The following is a 20,985-nucleotide window of genomic DNA, read 5'->3' as shown; positions in this document are numbered from 1 at the left end:
CAGGCTGTCAGTGTAATTCACTGACTTTTTGTGAATAATCCAGGCATTCACAAAACATTATTGCCATGCAGGGATAATCCATGAGCAGTCGCTGGGAAGGCATCGACGAATTCGTCGCGGTGGCAGAAATGGGCCAGTTCACCGCCGCCGCCGAACGCCTCGGAGTGTCGTCTTCGCACATCAGCCGGCAGATCGCCCGCCTGGAGGAGCGCCTACAGACTCGCCTGTTGTACCGCAGCACGCGGCGAGTGACCCTCAGCGAAGCCGGCCAGACATTCCTCCAGCACTGCCAGCGCCTGCAGGATGGCCGCGAGGAAGCGCTGCGCGCCATGGGCGACCTGGCCAGCGAACCCAAGGGCCTGCTACGCATGACCTGCGCGGTGGCCTATGGCGAGCGTTTCATCGTGCCGTTGGTGACGCGGTTCATGGCGCTGTATCCGCAGCTACGGGTGGAAGTGGAACTGAGCAACCGCACCTTAGACCTGTTGCACGAAGGCATGGACCTGGCAATCCGCCTGGGCCGCCTGCAGGATTCCCGGCTGGTGGCCACGCGCCTGGCGCCGCGGCGCATGTTCCTGTGCGCATCACCGGCGTACCTGGAGCGCTATGGGCGGCCGCACAGCGTGTCGGAGTTGGCGCGGCACAATTGCCTGGTCGGCAGCTCCGACCTGTGGGCGCTGCAACAGGAGGGTCGCGAGATCAGCCAGCGGGTGCAGGGCAACTGGCGCTGCAACAGCGGCCAGGCGGTGCTGGATGCGGCGCTGCAGGGGATGGGCTTGTGCCAGTTGCCGGACTACTACGTGCTCGAACACTTGCACAGCGGGGCGCTGGTATCACTGCTGGAGGGGCACCAACCGCCGAATACAGCGGTGTGGGCGTTGTATCCGCAGCAGCGGCATCTGTCACCAAAGGTGCGGCGGTTGGTGGACTATCTCAAGGAAGGATTGGCGCAGTTGCCAGAGTATAGGACTCTCTAAACAGCGTGGGAGCGCCTATTTCAGCAACGCCCAGCCCATCGCTGGCGCAGCCACTCCAGGTCCTCTGGCCGGGTCACCTTTATATTGTCGCTGCGCCCTTCGACCAGGCGCGGCGCATACCCGGCCCACTCGATGGCGGACGACTCATCGGTGACTGCTACATCGGACACCAGGCACTCGGCCAGCGCCCGATGCAACATGCCGAGGCGGAACATCTGCGGTGTGTAGGCTTGCCAGACGGTGCTGCGGTCGACCGTCGCCGCCACCCTGCCCTCGCCGTCGGCACGCTTGAGCGTGTCCCGAGCGGGTACGGCGAGCAATCCACCGACGGGATCTTCAGCCAGGGCTGACAGCAACTTGTCCAGATCGCTGCGCGCCAGATTCGGCCGCGCGGCATCGTGCACCAGCACCCAGTCGTCATCCGACGCGCCCTGGGCGTGCAGCAGCAATAGCGCATTGAGCACCGAGTCAGCGCGCTCGTCACCACCTGGGGCACGCTGGATACGCGGATCGCTGGCACAGCGCAGGCCGGGCCAGTAAGGGTCGTGTTCGGCAATACTGACCACCACCCCCTTGAGCATGGGATGGTCGAGGAAACAGTCGAGGCTATGCTCGAGAATGGTCTGCCCGCCCAGTTGCAGGTATTGCTTGGGCCGGTCGGCAGCCATGCGGGCACCAATGCCCGCGGCGGGAATCACGGCCCAGAAGGCCGGCAGTTCGTTTGTCATTTCTGTGGCAGCTGGTAGAGGGTTTCACCCTCCTTGACCATCCCCAGTTCATGACGAGCCCGTTCTTCCACGGTCTCCATACCTTTCTTCAACTCCAGGACCTCGGCATCGAGCACACGATTGCGCTCCAGCAGGCGCTCGTTTTCCGCATGCTGGTCGGCGATCTGTTGCTTGAGTTCGGTCACTTGCGCGAGGCTGCCATTACCTACCCAAAGGCGATATTGCAGGCCGCCGAGCAGCAGGAGCAGGACGAGGAACAACCAATAGGGACTGCGCATGAAGATATCCAGGGTAAAAAAGGCCGCCGCAGCGAGCTTCCGATAGCACGAAGCCTGGCCGAGGCCAGGCTTCGTCGACAGAAACCCGTTGAGACAGCCAAACGATCAGTACGAACGTTCAGCGGGCCCCGGCTGCTGCCTTTTTACCATCTCTTGCTTAGCCGCGAAACTCGGCACGACCGCGATACACGGCTTTGGCGCCCAGTTGCTCTTCGATACGCAGCAGTTGGTTGTACTTGCTGACGCGGTCGGAGCGGCACAGCGAGCCGGTCTTGATCTGGCCAGCGGCAGTACCCACGGCCAGGTCGGCGATGGTCGAATCCTCGGTTTCACCGGAACGGTGCGAGATCACCGCGGTGTAGCCAGCGGCCTTGGCCATCTGGATGGCTTCGAGGGTTTCGGTCAGCGAGCCGATCTGGTTGAACTTGATCAGGATCGAGTTACCGATGCCCTTCTCGATACCCTCTTTCAGGATCTTGGTGTTGGTCACGAACAGGTCGTCACCAACCAGCTGAACCTTCTCGCCAATCTTGTCGGTCAGGATCTTCCAGCCAGCCCAGTCGGACTCGTCCAGGCCGTCTTCGATCGAGATGATCGGGAAACGCTCGGTCAGGCCCTTCAGGTACTCGGCGAAACCTTCGGCGTCGAACGACTTGCCTTCGCCGGACAGGCTGTACTTGCCGTCTTCATAGAACTCGGAAGCGGCGCAGTCCAGGGCTAGGGTCACGTCGGTGCCCAGCTTGTAGCCGGCTTTCTCGACAGCTTCGGCGATGGCGGCCAGGGCGTCTTCGTTGGAAGCCAGGTTCGGCGCGAAGCCACCTTCGTCACCGACGGCGGTGTTCAGGCCACGGGCCTTCAGTACGGCCTTGAGGTGGTGGAAGATCTCGGTGCCCATGCGCAGGCCGTCGGAGAAGGTCTTGGCGCCAACCGGCTGGACCATGAACTCCTGGATATCGACGTTGTTGTCGGCGTGCTCGCCGCCGTTGATGATGTTCATCATCGGTACCGGCATGGAGTACTGGCCCGGGGTGCCGTTGAGGTTGGCGATGTGCGCGTACAGCGGCAGGTCCTGGTCCTGGGCGGCGGCCTTGGCGGCAGCCAGGGACACGGCGAGGATGGCGTTGGCGCCCAGCTTGGCCTTGTTCTCGGTGCCGTCCAGCTCGATCATCGCGCGGTCCAGGGCTTTCTGGTCCGATGGGTCCTTGCCCAGCAGCAGGTCGCGGATCGGGCCGTTGATGTTGGCGACAGCCTTCAGCACGCCTTTGCCCAGGTAACGGCTCTTGTCGCCATCACGCAGCTCCAGCGCTTCGCGCGAGCCAGTGGAAGCACCCGACGGCGCGCAGGCGCTGCCGATGATGCCGTTGTCGAGCAGTACATCGGCTTCCACGGTGGGGTTGCCACGGGAATCGAGAACTTCACGACCTTTGATGTCGACGATCTTTGCCATTGTTGTAAGCACTCCAGAATTGACGAAAACAACGCAGCTTTGGGAATTCTTGCCGTTCACCAGGCGACATGGCACGGGCAGGCCTGGCGAAGGGAGCCCCTGACCGAAAGGTCAGGGGTGGAACGGGCGGTACTTTACCCGAGAAATGAGCTTTACGCGGTTTCTACCGTCGGAAAACTTTTCACCAGGTCATCCAGCTGCTTGAGCTGGCTGAGGAACGGTTCCAGCTTGTCCAGGCGCAGGGCGCACGGGCCATCGCACTTGGCGTTGTCCGGGTCCGGATGTGCCTCGAGGAACAGGCCGGCCAGGCCCTGGCTCATGCCGGCCTTGGCCAGGTCAGTAACCTGGGCGCGGCGGCCACCGGCGGAATCGGCGCGACCGCCCGGGGTCTGCAACGAGTGGGTCACGTCGAAGAACACCGGGTACTCGAACTGCTTCATGATGCCGAAGCCGAGCATGTCCACAACGAGGTTGTTGTAGCCGAAGCTCGAACCACGCTCGCAGAGGATCAGCTGGTCGTTGCCGGCCTCGACGCACTTGGCGAGGATGTGCTTCATCTCGTGGGGCGCCAGGAACTGCGCCTTCTTGATGTTGATCACAGCGCCGGTCTTGGCCATCGCCACGACCAGGTCGGTCTGGCGCGACAGGAAGGCCGGCAGCTGGATGATGTCGCACACCTTGGCCACCGGTTCGCACTGGTAAGGTTCGTGCACGTCGGTGATCACCGGCACGTTGAAGGTCTGCTTGATCTCCTCGAAGATCTTCAGGCCCTCTTCCATGCCCGGGCCCCGGTACGAGCTGACCGACGAACGGTTGGCCTTGTCGAAGCTGGCCTTGAACACGTACGGGATGCCGAGCTTCTCGGTAACTCGTACATACTCCTCGCAGACCTTCATGGCCAGGTCACGGGACTCCAGGACGTTCATGCCGCCGAACAGGACGAACGGCTTGTCGTTGGCGATCTCGATGTTACCGACGCGAATGATCTTCTGAGTCATGGATCAGGCCTTGTTCTTCTGTGCCAGGGCCGCCTTGACGAAGCCGCTGAACAGCGGGTGACCGTCACGCGGGGTGGAGGTGAACTCCGGGTGGAACTGGCAGGCGACAAACCATGGGTGATCCTTCGACTCGACCACCTCGACCAGCGCGCCATCTTCGGAGCGGCCGGATACCTGCAGGCCAGCTTCAACCAACTGCGGCAGCAGCACGTTGTTGACTTCGTAGCGGTGACGATGGCGCTCGGTAATGATGTCCTTACCGTAGCAGTCGTGCACCTTGGAGCCGGCTGCCAGCTGGCAGTCCTGAGCGCCCAGGCGCATGGTGCCGCCCAGGTCGGACGCTTCGGTACGGGTCTCGACCGCGCCGGTGGCATCGGCCCACTCGGTGATCAGGCCAACAACCGGGTGGCCGCTGTTGCGGTCGAACTCGGTGGAGTTGGCGTCTTTCCAGCCCATCACGTTACGGGCGAATTCGATCACGGCGACCTGCATGCCGAGGCAGATGCCCAGGTACGGGACCTTGTTCTCACGGGCGTACTGCACCGCGGTGATCTTGCCTTCGACGCCGCGCAGGCCGAAACCGCCCGGGACCAGGATGGCATCGGCGCCTTCGAGCAGGCTGGTGCCCTGGTTCTCGATGTCTTCGGAGTCGATGTAGCGCAGGTTGACCTTGGTGCGGTTGGTGATGCCGGCGTGGCTCATCGCTTCGATCAGCGACTTGTACGCGTCCAGCAGCTCCATGTACTTGCCGACCATGGCGATGGTCACTTCCTGCTCAGGGTTGAGCTTGGCGTCGACGACCTTGTCCCACTCGGACAGGTCGGCGCTGTTGCACTGCAGGCCGAAGCGCTCGACGACGAAGTCGTCCAGGCCCTGGGCATGCAGAACGCCTGGGATCTTGTAGATGGTGTCGACGTCTTCCAGCGAAATCACCGCACGCTCTTCGACGTTGGTGAACAGCGCGATCTTGCGGCGCGACGAGGCGTCGACCGGGTGGTCGGAGCGGCAGATCAGCACGTCAGGCTGCAGGCCGATGGAGCGCAGTTCCTTGACCGAGTGCTGGGTCGGCTTGGTCTTGGTTTCCCCGGCGGTGGCGATGTACGGCACCAGGGTCAGGTGCATCAGCATGGCGCGCTTGGAGCCCACTTCGACGCGCAGCTGGCGGATGGCCTCGAGGAATGGCTGCGACTCGATGTCACCCACGGTGCCGCCGATCTCGACCAGCGCGACGTCGGCATCGCCGGCGCCCTTGATGATGCGGCGCTTGATTTCGTCGGTGATGTGCGGGATGACCTGGATGGTCGCGCCCAGGTAATCACCACGACGCTCCTTGCGCAGCACGTGCTCGTAGATACGGCCGGTGGTGAAGTTGTTGTTCTGGGTCATCGTGGTGCGGATGAACCGCTCGTAGTGGCCCAGGTCGAGGTCGGTCTCGGCGCCGTCGTGGGTGACGAACACTTCACCGTGCTGGAACGGGCTCATGGTGCCCGGGTCGACGTTGATGTACGGGTCCAGCTTGAGCATGGTGACTTTAAGCCCCCGCGCTTCCAGGATGGCCGCCAGGGAAGCCGAGGCAATGCCTTTCCCCAATGAAGAAACAACACCGCCCGTGACGAATATGTAGCGCGTCATGAAAAACCCTAGAAGTCTGCGTTAAGGCGGCCAGCGCCGCCGGAGAAAGCGAAGGAAGGCCGAAGCCCCCGATCACCTGCGTCAATCACAGTGCATCTCGAAAAACTGCCGCGTCTGTACAGACCAGGGGTATCCCCGGCATGGAGCTCGCTCGTCATTTTAAGAAATCAGCCCAGCAAAAAACTGCTTGGTAATCGGCAACCTCTGTGTTTTCGCGGAACCCACAGAAGTTGTATCAAGAAGGGAGGGTAGTCTACCGGAATGTACCCTTCAGCTCAAACCTTGCACGTTCGTCGGCGGTTGCCAGTGCAGTTGGCCTTCGGCCTGAGCGAGTCCGGGCAGATTGGCCACCGCCAGCAATTGCTCGCCGCGGTACAGCAGCGGCAGGCGCGGGCGCACGAAGTGCGGGACCTGCAGCTCGTTGAGCAGACGCTTGAGGTCGCGCCGGCCACGGCCGCTGACCTCCAGCACTTCGCCGCCTTGACGGTAGGCGATGCGCAGGCCGGCGGCGTCCACGCAGCCCTCCAGCCACACCTGGCCGTTGCCCGGCAACGCCAGGGGCCTGGACGGGTTCGGCCACGCCCATTCACCCGCCGGAGCCTGGAGCCATTGCCCGTCCAGCCACCAGATGCGCCCGTGGCTGCGCTGCAACTGACCGTCGGTCAGGCGCCAGATCGGGCAGGCATCGCCTGCCGCGTCACGCAGGTCGTCCCAGCCGGCCCAGTGGCGACTGTCCGGCTGGCGCGTGCGGCGGCCGAGCCAGTATTGCAGGGCATTGCGCTGGCGCGCCGGTGACAGCGCCTTGAGTACGGCGAGGTCGAGGGAGGCAAGACCGAGCCAGGGCAGCGGCGCATTGTCGCAGGCCGGAGCCAGGTCGGTGGCGGCCAGTTCGTCCAGCAGGCCCATCGCCTCGCCCAGGTGTTCGGCACTGCGTGCCAGGTTGGCTTCGGCCTGTAGCCAGCGCTGGCGCAGGATTGGGAAGACCTCGCCGCGCAGGAAGTTGCGGGCAAAGGCCGTATCGCTATTGGAAGGGTCGTCGATCCATACCAGCCCGTGCATGTCGGCGTAGGCCTGCAGCTGCTGGCGCGACAGCCCCAGCAATGGGCGCACCAGGCTGCCCTGCCCTAGCGGCCGCTGTTGCGGCATGGCGGACAACCCACGCAGGCCGGCGCCGCGCAGCAAGCGAAACAGCAGGGTCTCGGCCTGATCGTCACGGTGCTGGCCGGTGAACAGCACTTCGCCTGAGCCCAGCCGTTTTTCGAAGGCGTCGTAGCGGGCGTTGCGGGCCGACTGTTCGAGGCTGGCGCCAGGGGCGACCTGGACAGGGACCACATCGAGTTCGACACCCAGGGCGGCACACACCGCTCGGCAGTGATCGGGCCAGGCATCGGCGGCGGCTTGCAGGCCGTGATGGACATGGATGGCGCGCAGGGGCGGCGTTGAATGGTTGCGGGTGTAATCGGCGAGCTGGTGCAGGAGGACGGTGGAGTCCAGGCCGCCGGAGAAGGCGACGTACCAGGCGGGGGCGTTGAGCCAAGGGGCAAACTGGCGAGTAAGGTTGATCACCTGGACCTCACCGTGATGGAAATCGCGGGGGGCGTTTCACACCCCTTTCGCCGGCAAGCCGGCTCCCACAGAAGTATGCATTCCCCCATGGGAGCCGGCTTGCCGGCGAAAGGGCCGCAAAGCGGCCCCTGGAATCCATCAGAGACCGTAGCTCATCAGGCGATCGTAACGCCGCTTGAGCAGCGCGTCGTTGTCGAGCTTGCCGAGCATGTCCAGCTGTTCGATCAGGTCGGCGCGGATGCTCGCCGACATTTTGGCCGGATCACGGTGGGCGCCGCCCAGCGGTTCCTGGATGACCTTGTCGACGATGTTCAGGCTCTTCAGGCGCTCGGCGGTGATACCCATGGCCTCGGCGGCGTCGGCGGCCTTGTCGGCAGTCTTCCACAGGATCGAGGCGCAGCCTTCCGGCGAGATCACCGAGTAGGTGGAATACTGCAGCATGTTCAGCTGGTCGCACACGCCGATGGCCAGTGCGCCGCCGGAACCACCCTCACCGATCACGGTGGCGATGATCGGCGTCTTCAGACGCGCCATGACGCGCAGGTTCCAGGCAATGGCCTCGCTCTGGTTGCGCTCTTCGGCGTCGATGCCCGGATAGGCGCCCGGGGTGTCGATGAAGGTCAGGATCGGCATCTTGAAGCGCTCGGCCATTTCCATCAGGCGGCAGGCCTTGCGATAACCTTCAGGGCGCGGCATGCCGAAGTTGCGGCGCACCTTCTCGCGCACTTCACGGCCCTTCTGGTGGCCGATGACCATCACCGGCTTGTCGTCCAGGCGCGCGGTGCCACCAACGATGGCGGCGTCGTCGGAGAAGTGACGGTCGCCGTGCAGCTCTTCGAACTCGGTGAAGAGGTGGTCGATGTAGTCGAGGGTGTAAGGGCGGCGTGGGTGACGGGCCAGGCGGGCGATCTGCCAGCTGGTCAGGTTGCCGAAGATGCTCTCGGTCAGGGTGCTGCTCTTGTCCTGCAGACGGGCAATTTCATCGCTGATGTTCAGCGAGTTGTCGTTACCCACCAGGCGCAGCTCTTCGATCTTGGCTTGCAGGTCGGCAATCGGCTGTTCGAAATCGAGGAAATTCGGGTTCATAGGCTTCCGTCTTGGGTCTACGGCCAGGCGGCCGGCCGGTTGATCCGTTTGGCGCCCTACCTTAAGGGATCAGGCGCATATAGGTCGAGATTAAAATTCGTCGTTTCAACGGTATTGCAGGAAGACGTTCTCACGTCCGAACTGGTCACGCAGCGCCTGAATCAGGCCATCGGCCGGGTCGATGGACCACTGGTCGCCGAACTGCAGCATGGCCTTGGCGTCGCTGCCGGTGTACTCCAGGGTGATCGGGCAGCCACCGCGGTGACGGGTGATCAGCTCGCCCAGCCAGTTCAGGCGGTCACCCTTGAGCGCGTCGTGGGCGACCTTCAGGCGCAGGCTTTCGGCCAGCTTGGTACGCGCATCCTCCATGGTCATCACCGTTTTGACCCGCAGGCGCAGGCCACCGGAGAAGTCGTCGTTGCTGACCTCCCCTTCCACCACCACCATGGCGTCGGTCTGCAGCAGGGCCTGGGCGCCCATGAAGGCATCGGCGAACAACGAGGCCTCGATGCGCCCGGAACGGTCGTCGAGGGTGACGAAGCCCATCTTGTCACCCTTCTTGTTCTTCATCACGCGCAGGGCAATGATCATCCCGGCGATGGTCTGGGTATCCCGCGCGGGCTTCAGATCAACAATGCGCTGACGGGCGAAACGGCGGATCTCGGTCTCATACTCATCGATCGGATGCCCGGTGAGGTACAGGCCGAGGGTGTCCTTTTCGCCTTTCAGGCGCTCCTTGAGCGTCAGTTCGCGCACCTTGCGATGATTGGCATAGACGTCGACATCTACCTCGTCGAACATGCCGCCGAACAGGTCGACATGGCCACTGTCGGCGGTATGAGCCGCCTGTTCGGCGGCCTTGACGGCCTCACCCAGTGCCGAGAGCAGGATCGCGCGATTGATGTCGATGTTGGCCTGGTAGGCCTTGATCTCGTCATGGAAGTGCGGCCCGAGACGATCCAGCGCGCCACTGCGGATCAACGCATCCAGGGTACGTTTGTTGACGCGTTTGAGATCGATGCGCTCACAGAAATCGAACAGGTCCTTGAACGGGCCGCCCTGCGCGCGCGCCTCGACGATCGCCTCTACCGGGCCTTCGCCCACGCCCTTGATCGCACCCAGGCCATAAACGATACGGCCATCGTTGTTGACGGTGAACTTGAAGTCGGAGAAGTTCACATCCGGGGCATCGAGACGCAGCTTCATGCTGCGAACTTCCTCGACCAGCACCACTACCTTGTCGGTGTTGTGCATATCCGCCGACAGCACCGCAGCCATGAACGGCGCCGGATAGTGGGTCTTCAACCATGCTGTCTGGTAGGAGACCAGGCCATAGGCGGCGGAGTGGGATTTGTTGAAGCCGTAACCGGCGAACTTTTCTACCAGATCGAAGATGTTACCGGCAAGGTCTGCATCGATGTTGTTGGCAACGCAGCCTTCGATGAAACCGCCGCGCTGCTTGGCCATCTCCTCGGGTTTTTTCTTACCCATGGCCCGGCGCAGCATGTCGGCGCCACCGAGGGTGTAGCCGGCCATCACCTGGGCGATCTGCATCACCTGTTCCTGGTACAAGATGATGCCGTAGGTGGGCGCCAGTACCGGCTTGAGGCCCTCGTACTGGTAATCGGAATGCGGGTAGGCGAGCTCCGCACGGCCGTGCTTGCGGTTGATGAAGTCGTCCACCATGCCCGACTGCAGCGGGCCGGGACGGAACAGCGCCACTAATGCGATAAGGTCTTCCAGGCAGTCGGGCTTGAGCTTCTTGATCAGCTCTTTCATGCCGCGTGATTCGAGCTGGAACACCGCGGTGGTCTCGGCCTTCTGCAACAGCTCGTAGGTCTTGCGGTCGTCCAGCGGGATGAAGTCGATATTGACGTCAGGCAGGTTCTTCTTGGCCTGCTCGCGGTTGATGATCTCCATCGCCCACTTGATGATCGTCAGCGTCCGCAGACCAAGGAAGTCGAACTTCACCAGGCCCGCGGCCTCGACATCGTCCTTGTCGAACTGGGTCACCAGGCCGCCGCCCTCTTCGTCGCAGGCAATCGGCGAAAAATCGGTGAGTTTGGTCGGTGCAATCACCACGCCACCGGCGTGCTTGCCGGTACCCCGGGTCACACCCTCTAGCTTGAGGGCCATGTCCCAGATTTCGCGCGCATCCTCATCGCCCTTGAGGAAGTCGCGCAGGATCTCTTCCTGCTCGTAGGCCTTCTCCAGGGTCATGCCCACTTCGAACGGAATCATCTTCGACAGGCGGTCGGCCAGGCCATAGGACTTGCCCTGCACCCGCGCCACATCACGCACCACCGCCTTGGCGGCCATGGTGCCGAAAGTGATGATCTGGCTCACCGCGTTGCGCCCGTAGGCCTCGGCCACGTAGTCGATCACCCGGTCGCGGCCGTCCATGCAGAAGTCGACGTCGAAGTCGGGCATGGAAATACGTTCAGGGTTGAGGAAGCGCTCGAACAGCAGGTCGTAGGCCAACGGGTCGAGGTCGGTGATCTTCAGCACGTAGGCCACCAACGAACCGGCACCCGAACCCCGGCCCGGGCCGACCGGCACGTCGTTGTTCTTCGCCCACTTGATGAAGTCCATAACGATCAGGAAGTAACCGGGGAAGCCCATCTGGATGATGATGTCCAGCTCGAACTTCAGGCGGTCCAGGTAGACCTGGCGCTTCTCTTCGTAATTGGGCGTGGTCTCCTTCGGCCAGAGCACCGCCAGGCGCTCCTCCAGGCCTTCGTGGGAAACATGCCGCAGGTAGTCGTCGATGCCCATGCCGTTGGGCGTCGGGAAGTCGGGGAGGAAGTACTTGCCCAACTGCACGGTGATGTTGCAGCGCTTGGCGATCTCCACGGTGTTGGCAATGGCGTCCGGCAGGTCGCTGAACAGCTCGGCCATTTCTTCGGCGGACTTGAGGTACTGCTGGTCGCTGTAGCCACGCGGGCGGCGCGGATCGTCCAGGGTCCAGCCCTCGCCGATGCACACGCGGGTCTCGTGGGCATCGAAGTCCGACTGCTTGACGAAACGCACGTCGTTGGTTGCCACCAGCGGCGCACCGAGCTTGTCGGCCAAGGCCACGGCAGCGTGCACGTACTCCTCGTCACCGGCGCGGTTGGTGCGCTGAACCTCGACGTAGAAGCGCTCGGGGAACATGCTCATCCAGTCGGCGAGCAGGGCCTGGGCTTCGTCCTGACGATTGGCCATCAACGCCATGCCGATGTCGCCTTCCTTGCCGGCGGAGAGGGCAATCAGCCCTTCGCTGGCCGGGGCGATCCAGTCGCGCTGGATGATCACCAGGCCATTGCGCTGGCCATCGGTCCAACCACGCGAGATCAGCTCGGTGAGATTGCGGTAACCCTTGGGGTTCATGGCCAGGAAACAGATGCGCGACAACGGCGCTTCCGGATCGACCCCGGCCAGCCACAGGTCGGCACCGCAGATCGGCTTGATGCCGGCGCCCATGGCGGTCTTGTAGAACTTCACCAGCGAGCACATGTTGCTCTGGTCGGTGATCGCCACCGCCGGCATGTTCATCCCGGCCAGGGCCTTGGCCAGCGGCTTGATCCGCACCAGGCCGTCGACCAGGGAGAATTCGGAGTGCACGCGAAGGTGAACGAAGGAGACCGACATGGAGGATCCTGTAGCAGTGCTGAACGACAAGGGCGGGATTGTAGCGTATTGCTCTGCGCTTGCCTCGCCTGCAGGTCAGCGGTTGATTGCAGAATGCATCGCGGGGCAAGCCTGCTCCCACGCAACTCGGCGTGGGAGCAGGCTTGCCCCGCGATGAATGGCGCCGATCAGATCAGCAGGGTGGAAGCGCCCTCACGGGCTTCCCAGGCAGCTCGAACAGGCGCGAACGAGCGCCGGTGAATGGGCGTCGGCCCAAGACGGGCCAGGGCCTCAAGGTGCACTGGAGTCGGATACCCCTTGTGCCCGCCGATCCCATAACCCGGGTAGATCAGCTCGAACGCGCTCATCTCGCGGTCACGGGTGACCTTGGCCAGAATCGATGCGGCGGCGATCGCCGGCACCTGCGAATCCCCCTTGACCACCGGAGCCGCTGGCACCGAAAGCTTCGGGCAGCGGTTGCCATCGATCAGTGCCAGCTTCGGCGTGACGTGCAACCCTTCGACGGCACGCTGCATGGCCAGCATGGTCGCATGGAGGATGTTCAGACGGTCGATTTCCTCGACCTCGGCGCGAGCGATGCAGAAACTCAGCGCCTTCTCGCAGATCTCGTCGAACAGCGCATCGCGCTTGGCCTCGGTGAGTTTCTTCGAGTCGTTCAGGCCGAGGATCGGCCGGCGCGGATCGAGAATCACCGCTGCGGTTACCACCGCGCCGCACAGCGGACCACGGCCCACTTCATCGACGCCGGCCACCAGTTCCTCGACCAGGTTGAAATCCAGCCCCATCTGCATGTCAGTGGTCCTTCAACAGGGCAAGCACCGCGTCGGCCGCCTGGTTGGAGGCATCGCGGCGCAGGGTGCGGTGGATCTGGTCGAAGCTGTCGGTCTGCTGCGTACCATCCTTGACCAGCGGCGCCAGGGTTTGCGCCAAGGCCTCGCTGGTGGCGGCGTCCTGCAGCAGCTCGGGCACCAACAGGCGCTGGGCGAGCAAGTTGGGCAGCGACACGTAGGGGCTCTTGACCATGCGCTTGAGAATCCAGTACGTCAACGGCGCCAGGCGATAGGCCACCACCATCGGCCGCTTGTACAGCATCGCCTCCAGGGTGGCGGTACCCGAGGCAATCAGCACCGCGTCGCACGCCGCCAGGGCCTTGTGCGACTGGCCGTCGAGCAAGGTCAGCGGCAACTCGCGCCCTTCGAGCATCTGCTCGACCTGGGCGCGACGCGCGGCATTGGCGCACGGCAGCACGAAACGTGCGCCAGGCACCAGCTCGCGCAGGCGCTGGGCCGCGTCGAGGAACAGGGCGCCCAGGCGCCCCACTTCGCCGCCACGGCTGCCGGGCATCAGGGCAATCACCGGGCCATCGCCCAGGCCCAGCTCGGCACGCGCCGCGCCACGGTCAGCCTCGAGGGGAATGGTATCCGCCAACGGGTGGCCGACGAAGCGCACCGGCACGCCCTGCTCTTCATAGAAGCGAGCCTCGAACGGCAGCAGGGTGAGCATCAGGTCGCACCCCTCGCGGATCTTCAGCACACGCTTCTGCCGCCAGGCCCAGACCGACGGGCTGACGTAATGCACTGTCTTGATCCCGGCCTGGCGCAGCTTGAGTTCGATATTGAGGGTGAAATCAGGTGCATCGATACCGATGAACACGTCGGGCTTTTCACCGATCAGTGTCTCGATCAGCAGCTTTCGCCGCTTGAGCAGCTCGCGCAGACGCCCGAGTACCTCGACCAGACCCATGACGGCCAGGCGTTCCATCGGGAAGTAGGAAGTCATGCCTTCAGCTTCCATCAAGGGCCCACCGACGCCGATGAAACGTACATCGGGGTGGCGCGCCTTGATGGCACGCATCAAGCCGGAACCGAGGATGTCGCCGCTGGCCTCGCCCGCGACCAGCGCCACGCAAAGTTGGGCCATGTCAGCGCGTGATGCCGCGGGCGGAGTTGGCGATCGAATGACGGAACAGGTCGACTTCCGGGAACTGGCTCACCAGCTCGTCCAGCTCCTTGAGCGCCTCTTCGACGGTCAGGCCCTGGCGATAGACTATCTTGTAGGCGCGACGCAGTGCATGCAGCACCTCGTCGCTGAAACCGCGACGGCGCAAGCCTTCGAAGTTCATGCTGCGCGCCTCGGCCGGGCTGCCGAACACCGTCACGTAGGCCGGCACGTCCTTGCCGATCGCGGTACCCATGCCGGAAAAGGCATGAGCGCCGATATGGCAGTACTGGTGCACCAGCGTGTAGCCCGACAGGATCGCCCAGTCGCCCACGTGCACGTGCCCGGCCAACGCGGTGTTGTTGACCAGGATGCAGTGGTTGCCGATGACGCTGTCATGGCCGATGTGGGCATAGGCCATGATCAGGTTGTGATCGCCCAGCGTCGTTTCGGAACGGTCCTGCACGGTGCCGCGATGGATGGTGACACCCTCGCGGATCACGTTGTGGTCACCGATTACCAGGCGCGTCGGCTCACCCTTGTACTTCAGGTCAGGGGTGTCTTCACCGATCGAGGAGAACTGGTAGATGCGGTTGTGCTTGCCGATACGGGTCGGCCCTTTGAGCACGACGTGCGGGCCAATGATGGTGCCCTCCCCGATTTCGACATCGGGGCCTACGATCGACCAGGGGCCAACCTCGACACCCTCGGCCAGCCTGGCCGAAGGATCGATGATCGCCCGTGGGTCAATCGAACTCATAGGGAGCGTTCCGCGCAGGTGATCTCGGCCGAGCAAACTGGCTTGCCGTCCACCAGGGCACGACATTCGAACTTCCAGATCATGCTCTTGCGGCTGAGGAACTTGGCTTCCAGGACCAGCTGGTCGCCCGGCAGCACTGGCTGGCGGAAACGCAGCTTGTCGGAGCCGACAAAGTAGTAAAGCGTGCCGTCAGCCGGTTTGGCGTCGAGCATCTTGAATCCGAGAATTCCGGCCGCCTGGGCCATCGCCTCGATGATCAGCACGCCCGGCATGATCGGATGTGCCGGGAAGTGGCCATTGAAGAACGGCTCGTTGATGCTGACATTCTTGTAGGCACGAATGCTTTGGGCCTCGAAGTCCAGGTCCGTCACCCGGTCCACCAGCAGGAACGGGTAACGGTGAGGCAGGTATTCGCGAATCTCGTTGATGTCCATCATTTCGGGGGGAAGCCTGTATAAGAATAGGGAGCGCAGGTGCTGACCACACGCTCCTTTTGCAGATCCAAAGAGGAGCCAGCTAGCGACGGTAACGCTCGCTCAGTAAATGGTATCAGCCTTCTGATGTCGGCTGGCCACCTGAGGTCACGGTGTCGACACGCTTTTCCAGCTGCTGGAGACGCTTGGACATCTCGTCCAGCTGGCGAATGCGAGCGGCGCTCTTGCGCCATTCAGCCAAAGGTTGCATGGCCGTTCCGGAAGAGTAGCCACCCGGTTCGGTAATAGAACGGGTCACCATGGTCATGCCGGAGACGAAAACATTGTCGCAGACGTCGATGTGACCGACCATCCCAACACCACCGGCAATCATGCAGTGCTTGCCGATGCGGGTACTGCCCGAGATACCGACGCAGGCCGCCATCGCCGTGTGGTCACCGACCTGCACGTTATGGGCGATCTGGATCTGGTTATCGAGCTTGACGCCATCACCGATGCGCGTATCCGACAGGGCGCCGCGGTCCACCGCGGTGTTCACGCCGATCTCGACATCGTCGCCCAGGGTGACGCCGCCAATCTGTGCGATCTTGCGCCAGACGCCCTTTTCGTTGGCAAAGCCGAAGCCCTCACCACCGATCACCGCCCCGGACTGGATGACCACACGCTTGCCAATGGTCACATCGTGATACAGCGTGACACGGGGTGCCAACCAGCCACCCTCGCCGATGAGGCAACGGGCACCGATGAAACAGTGCGCGCCGACCGTCACGTTGGCGCCAATGTGCGCACCACTTTCGATCACCGCAAACGGACCAATGCTGGCGCTGGCATCCACCTGGGCATCCTCGGCAACCACGGCGCTGGGATGGATTCCCGCCACAGCCTTGGGCTTCGGATCGAACAGGTGCGAGATGCGCGCGTAAGCTAGGTACGGGTCGGCGACGATCAAGGCGTTGCCGGCGAAACCTTCGGCGTCCTCGGCCTTGAGCAGTACCGCGCTGGCCGTGGAGTCGTCCAGGAACTTGCGGTACTGCTTGTTGGCCAGGAAACTCAGCTGCCCGGAAACGGCCTCCTGCAAGGTGGCCAACCCGGTAATTTCCAGCGCCTCGGGGCCTTTGAGCTCGGCCCCGAGGGCTTCGGCCAGCTGGCCGAGTGTCATGGTCACGGTCATATCAACGGGCTTGGTTCATGCGCTCGATGACCTGGCGGGTGATGTCGTACTGAGGTTTGACATCGATGACCGCGCCACGCTCGAGCACCAGGTCGAAGCCGCCCTTCTTGATCACTTCCTCGACAGCGCCATCAAGCTTGGGCTTGAGCTGCTTGAGCATGTCGCGATCGGCCACGGCCTTGGCTTCGTTGAGTTCCTTGGACTGGAACTGGAAGTCGCGGGCCTTTTGCTTGAACTCGAGCTCGAGGCGCTCGCGCTCTGGCTGAGGCATCTTGTCGCCGCCCTTGATCAGACGGTCCTGGATGCCCTTGGCGCTGCTTTCCAGGCCCTTGAGCTTGGTCAGTTGCGGGCCGAATTTCTTCTCCGCGTCAACGGCGTACTTCTTGGCCGCATCGGATTCCAGCAGGGCCATCTGATAGTTCAGCACGGCAACTTTCATTTCGGCGAAAGCCGGGGTGGCGACCAGCGCCGCGGCCACGAGGGCCAGTTGAGTCAACTTACGCACGATGCACTCCTGGATAATCCGTTGTCGTTATGCAAGGGCCGACCTCAGAAGGTCTGGCCCAGAGAGAATTGGAACACTTGCGTGTCGGCGTCGTCCGGTTTCTTGATCGGCATCGCCAGGCTGAAGCTCAGCGGGCCCAGCGCGGTGATCCAGGTTACGCCCAGACCGACGGAGCTGGCCATGTCCGAGAAACCGACCTTGGTGCAATCCGGCTTGGAACCGCAGTTGGTGTCGAACACGTTACCCACGTCCCAGAACACGGAGGTGCGCAGCGAACGCTGGTCCTTGACGAACGGCAGCGGGAACAGCAGCTCCACACCACCCTGAACGAGGACGTTACCACCGAACGGCAGCGGATCCTGGTCCGGGTCGGCGATGGTGCCCTGGTTGCCGGTCACGGCCGCGCCACGGCTCGGCGTACTGCGTGGGCCCAGGGTGCTGTCCTTGAAGCCACGCACGGAGTTGAAGCCGCCCGCGTAGTAGTTCTCGTAGAACGGCAGACCATTGGTCGAACCATAGCCGTCACCGTAGCCCAGCTCGGTGTGCAGGCGCAGGGTGTAGTCATTGTTGATCGGCTTGAACAGCTGGCCACGGTAGTCGAGCTTGTAGAACGACAGGTCGCTGCCCGGCACGGTGGTCTCGAGGGTCAGGCTCTGCGAGTGACCACGGGTGGCAAGCACGCCCTTGTTCAGGGTCGACTCGGACCAGCCGATCGAAGCCTTGAAGTTGAGGAAGTTGTCGCCTTCGTCCTGGATGAACTTGAAGATCTCATCGACGGTGTAGCGGCCGGTCTTCAACTTGTCCTGCTGCACGGTCAGGCCGTAAGTCAGGCGCGAGGTCTCGCTGATCGGGTAGCCGAGGCTGACACCGGCACCCAAACTGTCCACCGCATAGCTGGCCACGTCGACGTCGAGGTCGTCGTAGTCGGTGCTGCGGTAGAAGGCGTTGTAGCCCAGGCTCACACCATCGGGGGTGAAGTAGGGATCGACGTAGCCGAAGTTGTAGCGGGTCTGGTATTCGGAGCGGGTCAGGCCGATGGAGACCTTGTTACCGGTACCCAGGAAGTTGTTCTGGCTGATCGAGCCACCGAGGATCAGGCCCGCGCTCTGGGCGAAACCGACGCTGGCGGTGATCGAGCCGGAGGCCTGCTCTTCGACGCTGTAGTTGACGTCGACCTGGTCATCGGTGCCCGGCACCGGCGGCGTCTCGACGTTGACTTCCTTGAAGAAGCCCAGGCGCTCGAGGCGGGTCTTGGATTGGTCGATGAGGTAGGTCGACGCCCAGCCGCCTTCCATCTGGCGCATTTCGCGGCGCAGCACTTCGTCTTCGGTCTTGGTGTTGCCGCGGTAGTTGATGCGGTTGACGTAGGCACGCTTGCCCGGATCGACGACGAACATGATGTCGACGGTGTGATCCTGGTCGTTCGGTTGCGGCACGCCGTTGACGTTGGCGAAGGTATAGCCTTCGTTACCCAGGCGACGGGTGATCAGGTCGGACGTGGTGGTCATCACCTTGCGCGAGAACACCTGGCCAGGCTGCACCAGCAGCAGCGACTTGACCTGGTCTTCCGGCACTTTCAGGTCACCGGACAGCTTGACGTCGCGTACGGTGTACTTCTCGCCTTCATTGATGTTGACGGTAATGTAGACGTGCTTCTTGTCCGGAGTGATCGACACCTGGGTGGAGGCGATGTCCATGTTGATGTAGCCGCGGTCCAGGTAGTAGGAACGCAGGCGCTCCAGGTCACCGGACAGTTTTTCGCGGGCGTACTTGTCGTCGTTCTTGAAGAACGACAGCCAGTTGGTGGTCTTGAGTTCGAACAGCTGGCCGAGGGTCTCGTCGTCGAAGACCGTGTTGCCCACCACGTTGATGTGCTGGATCGCGGCCACGGTACCTTCGTTGATCTTGATCTTCAGGCCGACACGGTTGCGCGGTTGCGGCACGACCTCGGCGTCAACTTCAGCGGAGTAGCGGCCCTGGGCCACATACTGGCGCTGCAGCTCGTTACGCACGCCTTCCAGCGTCGCGCGCTGGAAAATCTCGCCCTCGGCCAGGCCCGACTGCTTGAGCCCCTTCATCAGGTCTTCGGTGCTGATCGCCTTGTTGCCTTCGATCTCGATGCTCGACACCGAAGGGCGCTCGACCACGTTGATGATCAGGACATTGCCGTCGCGGTTCAGCTGGATGTCCTGGAAAAAGCCGGTTTTGAACAGCGAGCGAGTGGAGTCCACCAGACGGCGGTCGTCGACCTGGTCACCGACGTTCAGCGGCAACGCGCCAAACACGCTGCCGGCGGAAACCCGCTGCAGGCCGTTGACACGAATATCGGAGATGGTGAAGGACTCGGCGTGAACTTCAGCGATCATCAGTGCGGAGAGCACCGCAGTTAGCAGCAGACGTTTCATGAAGTCCTTTTATTCCAACTGGCAATAAACAACCCGCCGCAAAGAAAGCGGCAGGTTTCGCGATTGAGCGAAGCTTTTATAGTCGACCCAGATCGTTGATCAGGGCGAGCAACATCACCCCAACGACCAAACTGATACCGATCTGGACCCCCCAACCTTGCACCCGATCCGAGAGTGGACGACCGCGCGCCCACTCGATCAGGTAGAACAGCAAATGCCCCCCATCCAGTACGGGGATGGGCAGCAGGTTCAGAACCCCCAGGCTTATGCTCAGGTAGGCCAGGAAATTCAGGAAATCCCCAACGCCCGACTGGGCTGAAGCGCCCGCCACTTTAGCAATGGTTATCGGTCCGCTCAAGTTTTTTACCGAGAGCTCTCCGAACAGCATTTTCTTCAGCGATTCGAGGGTCAGGACGCTCATGTTCCATGTGCGGGACAAGCCCTCGCCCACCGCCTCCAGCGGGCCGTAACTGACCTCGCGGAGCATCTTCGCCGGCCATTCGCCGGCCTTGACCCCGGCGCCGAGGTAACCACCGGATGCCTGGCCTTCGCCCTTGCGCGCCAGGGTGACCGGTACTTCGAGCGTCGCGCCGTCGCGCTCGATGCTCAGGCTCACCGTACGCTCGGGGCGAGCACGGACCGCGTCGACCACCTGCTGCCAGTCGCCCAGCGCCACACCGTCGAGTGCCAGGAGCTTGTCACCGGTCTTGAGCCCGGCGGCAGCGGCCGGCCCTTTTGGATCGATCTCCGCCAGCACCGGAACCATCGCAGGTCGCCACGGGCGCAGCCCCAGTGACTGGATCGGGTCAGGCTCATCGGCGCCTTTAAGCCAATTGTTCAGAGTAATGTCGAGCTGGCGCTCGGTCGTTGCGCCTTCGTCGAGCACGCCCACTCGCAGCGTGCCGCTCTCGCCAAGGCGACGTACCAACTGCAGGTTGACCGCCGACCAGCCGTTGGTCGGCTTGCCATCGATGGAAACGATTTCCTGGCCGACGCCCAGCCCGGCGCTGGCCGCAAGGCTGCCCGCCTCGACCGCGCCAATGACCGGGCGCACCTGCTGCGAGCCGAGCATGGCCAGCACCCAGAAGAACAGGATGGCGAGTAGGAAGTTGGCGACCGGGCCGGCCGCCACGATGGCGATGCGCTGGCGTACCGATTTACGGTTGAACGATTGCTCGATCAGCGCCGCAGGCACCTCGCCCTCGCGCTCGTCGAGCATCTTGACGTAGCCGCCCAAAGGAATCGCGGCGACAACGAACTCGGTGCCCTGGCGATCGTGCCAGCGCAGCAACGGCGTGCCGAAGCCCACCGAGAAACGCAGGACCTTGACCCCGCAGCGCCGCGCCACCCAGAAGTGGCCGAACTCGTGGAAGGTGACCAGCACGCCGAGCGCAATCAGCGTGCCGACAATCATGTAGAGCGCAGTCATG

17 protein-coding genes are annotated in these 20,985 nt (G+C 63.0%); 1 reads left to right on the top strand and 16 read right to left on the bottom strand.

The window, feature by feature from the left end:
- The first annotated feature begins 80 nt into the window (after positions 1 to 80).
- Positions 81 to 977: a LysR substrate-binding domain-containing protein gene (locus C3F42_RS23630; RefSeq protein ID WP_038706683.1), complete on the top strand. Its 897-nt coding sequence runs from the start codon at positions 81 to 83 to the stop codon at positions 975 to 977.
- A 20-nt stretch (positions 978 to 997) separates the two neighbouring features.
- Here C3F42_RS23630 and ispD read toward each other — a convergent pair whose 3' ends face one another.
- The 16 genes from ispD to rseP all read right to left on the bottom strand — a co-directional run bounded on the left by ispD (position 998) and on the right by rseP (position 20,984).
- Positions 998 to 1,705 carry a 2-C-methyl-D-erythritol 4-phosphate cytidylyltransferase gene (gene ispD / locus C3F42_RS23625; RefSeq protein ID WP_094012419.1) on the bottom strand — a complete coding sequence of 236 codons (708 nt, stop codon included), beginning with the start codon at positions 1,703 to 1,705 and terminating at the stop codon, positions 998 to 1,000.
- A complete protein-coding gene (ftsB, locus tag C3F42_RS23620; protein WP_011535259.1) occupies positions 1,702 to 1,983 on the bottom strand; it encodes a cell division protein FtsB in 282 nt (93 codons plus the stop codon). The genes ispD and ftsB overlap by 4 nt, the downstream gene beginning before the upstream one ends.
- Before the next feature lie 157 nt (positions 1,984 to 2,140).
- A complete protein-coding gene (gene eno, locus C3F42_RS23615; RefSeq protein WP_023630710.1) occupies positions 2,141 to 3,430 on the bottom strand; it encodes a phosphopyruvate hydratase in 1,290 nt (429 codons plus the stop codon).
- Between the two features lie 152 nt (positions 3,431 to 3,582).
- Positions 3,583 to 4,428, bottom strand: coding sequence for a 3-deoxy-8-phosphooctulonate synthase (kdsA, locus tag C3F42_RS23610; RefSeq protein WP_094012421.1), 846 nt, complete (start codon positions 4,426 to 4,428; stop codon positions 3,583 to 3,585).
- 3 nt (positions 4,429 to 4,431) lie between these two features.
- Entirely contained in the window at positions 4,432 to 6,060 is a 1,629-nt protein-coding gene (locus tag C3F42_RS23605) for a CTP synthase (protein ID WP_023630712.1), read from the bottom strand.
- Positions 6,061 to 6,330: 270 nt separating this feature from the next.
- Positions 6,331 to 7,626 (bottom strand): tRNA lysidine(34) synthetase TilS, encoded by a 1,296-nt coding sequence (gene tilS / locus C3F42_RS23600; RefSeq protein WP_038706685.1) that lies wholly within the window; start codon positions 7,624 to 7,626, stop codon positions 6,331 to 6,333.
- A 138-nt stretch (positions 7,627 to 7,764) separates the two neighbouring features.
- Positions 7,765 to 8,712, bottom strand: a complete 948-nt coding sequence (locus C3F42_RS23595) for an acetyl-CoA carboxylase carboxyltransferase subunit alpha (protein WP_023628729.1) — start codon at positions 8,710 to 8,712, stop codon at positions 7,765 to 7,767.
- A 105-nt stretch (positions 8,713 to 8,817) separates the two neighbouring features.
- Entirely contained in the window at positions 8,818 to 12,342 is a 3,525-nt protein-coding gene (gene dnaE, locus C3F42_RS23590; RefSeq protein WP_023628728.1) for a DNA polymerase III subunit alpha, read from the bottom strand.
- 167 nt (positions 12,343 to 12,509) lie between these two features.
- Positions 12,510 to 13,133, bottom strand: a complete 624-nt coding sequence (gene rnhB, locus C3F42_RS23585) for a ribonuclease HII (protein ID WP_023628727.1) — start codon at positions 13,131 to 13,133, stop codon at positions 12,510 to 12,512.
- 1 nt (position 13,134) lies between these two features.
- Positions 13,135 to 14,262, bottom strand: coding sequence for a lipid-A-disaccharide synthase (lpxB, locus tag C3F42_RS23580; RefSeq protein WP_038706686.1), 1,128 nt, complete (start codon positions 14,260 to 14,262; stop codon positions 13,135 to 13,137).
- Position 14,263: 1 nt separating this feature from the next.
- A complete protein-coding gene (lpxA, locus tag C3F42_RS23575) occupies positions 14,264 to 15,040 on the bottom strand; it encodes an acyl-ACP--UDP-N-acetylglucosamine O-acyltransferase (RefSeq protein ID WP_023629836.1) in 777 nt (258 codons plus the stop codon).
- Positions 15,037 to 15,477, bottom strand: a complete 441-nt coding sequence (fabZ, locus tag C3F42_RS23570) for a 3-hydroxyacyl-ACP dehydratase FabZ (RefSeq protein WP_003252314.1) — start codon at positions 15,475 to 15,477, stop codon at positions 15,037 to 15,039. The genes lpxA and fabZ overlap by 4 nt, the downstream gene beginning before the upstream one ends.
- 112 nt (positions 15,478 to 15,589) lie before the next feature.
- Entirely contained in the window at positions 15,590 to 16,645 is a 1,056-nt protein-coding gene (lpxD, locus tag C3F42_RS23565) for a UDP-3-O-(3-hydroxymyristoyl)glucosamine N-acyltransferase (protein ID WP_094012422.1), read from the bottom strand.
- A gap of 1 nt (position 16,646) precedes the next feature.
- The gene (locus tag C3F42_RS23560; RefSeq protein ID WP_023629834.1) at positions 16,647 to 17,150 is read right to left on the bottom strand and encodes an OmpH family outer membrane protein; all 504 of its coding nucleotides are present in this window, start codon (positions 17,148 to 17,150) and stop codon (positions 16,647 to 16,649) included.
- Positions 17,151 to 17,194: 44 nt separating this feature from the next.
- Positions 17,195 to 19,555 (bottom strand): outer membrane protein assembly factor BamA, encoded by a 2,361-nt coding sequence (gene bamA, locus C3F42_RS23555; RefSeq protein WP_094012423.1) that lies wholly within the window; start codon positions 19,553 to 19,555, stop codon positions 17,195 to 17,197.
- Between the two features lie 76 nt (positions 19,556 to 19,631).
- The gene (rseP, locus tag C3F42_RS23550) at positions 19,632 to 20,984 is read right to left on the bottom strand and encodes an RIP metalloprotease RseP (protein WP_094012424.1); all 1,353 of its coding nucleotides are present in this window, start codon (positions 20,982 to 20,984) and stop codon (positions 19,632 to 19,634) included.
- Position 20,985 lies beyond the last annotated feature (1 nt).

This window comes from Pseudomonas sp. PONIH3 (assembly GCF_002934345.1).
GTDB lineage: Bacteria > Pseudomonadota > Gammaproteobacteria > Pseudomonadales > Pseudomonadaceae > Aquipseudomonas > Aquipseudomonas soli.
This window is presented reverse-complemented; position numbering and strand designations above follow the sequence as displayed.